General features: G+C 46.6%; 1 pseudogene. It reads left to right on the top strand.

Going from position 1 to position 1,075, the window contains the following annotated elements:
* Positions 1–1,075 (top strand): annotated as a pseudogene (locus R7070_RS26385) (tandem-95 repeat protein); the annotation flags it as partial.

The following is a 1,075-nucleotide window of genomic DNA, read 5'->3' as shown; positions in this document are numbered from 1 at the left end:
GACGCTTGTCTGGCTCGATGGCGCGAATCCTTCACAGATTGTTGAAGTGACGGATGGCAACGGCAATGTGCTGTATTACGAAATTCCTGAGTCGCAGCTGACGAATGTAGAAGTGCTGCCACCACTGCACAGCAACGACGATTTCACCTTCAACGTAGAAGGCATCGTAAAAGACAGCGCATCGCTTTCAACAGGTTCTGCGCAAGATGTACTTTCACTCGGGAACAAAACCGTCATTGTTGATGTGAAAGGCGTAGCGGATATTCCAATCGTTGAACTCAATGATAAGTCAGGTATTTGGCAAGAGTTTGATGATGGTAACGTACGTGGCGTTCAAACATTTGTGGATGAAAATGGCCAAGTTGATATTTCGTTCAGCATTCTTTCTGGAGAAGTCAAAGACAACCCGAACGACCACTCTGAAACGGTAACGGTACTGCTTTCCAACATTCCTGATGGCGTTGAGATATTTGATAATGATGGCAACTCGGTCGATTTAACGTTCGTTGGGTACGATGGCAATAACCAGCCAATCTATGAAGCGAATATTACGCAAGCAAACATCAACTCGGGCATTGTGATTAAACCGGAAGCATCGTCTACCGAGAATATTCACATCACAGCAACCACGATCGTTACTGAAAATGATGGTCATACGCGCACCTCAACTGGGGAAATTCGTGTGATTGTTGGCCCTGTGATTGACGCAAGAAATAACTATACCGTGGTTTCGGAAGGTGACGAAGATACGCGCTTCAACATCGACTGGAAACCAACGACCAGCCAAAGTCCAGATGCCGATGAGTTCTTCTCAGAAGTGACGATTTCTGGCTTCCCTCCGAGTTGTACCGTGTTCGTGGATGGTGTAGCGCAAACGCTCGTCGCTGGCACGTTAACATTAACACCGCAAGCTAATGAATCGGAGCAAGACTTCTCTGCTCGCGTTACGCAGAGTGGTTATGTTCAAGTTGAGTTGGAACAAGATTCCAGTACCGACTTTGATTTGAGCACAACGTTGACTGTGAAAGAGATTGACCATGAGTACGTTGATGCGGCAAATCCAGGACAAGGGATT

Origin of the sequence: Vibrio sp. 1557, assembly GCF_033340175.1 — a bacterium.
GTDB lineage: Bacteria > Pseudomonadota > Gammaproteobacteria > Enterobacterales > Vibrionaceae > Vibrio > Vibrio alginolyticus.
This window is presented reverse-complemented; position numbering and strand designations above follow the sequence as displayed.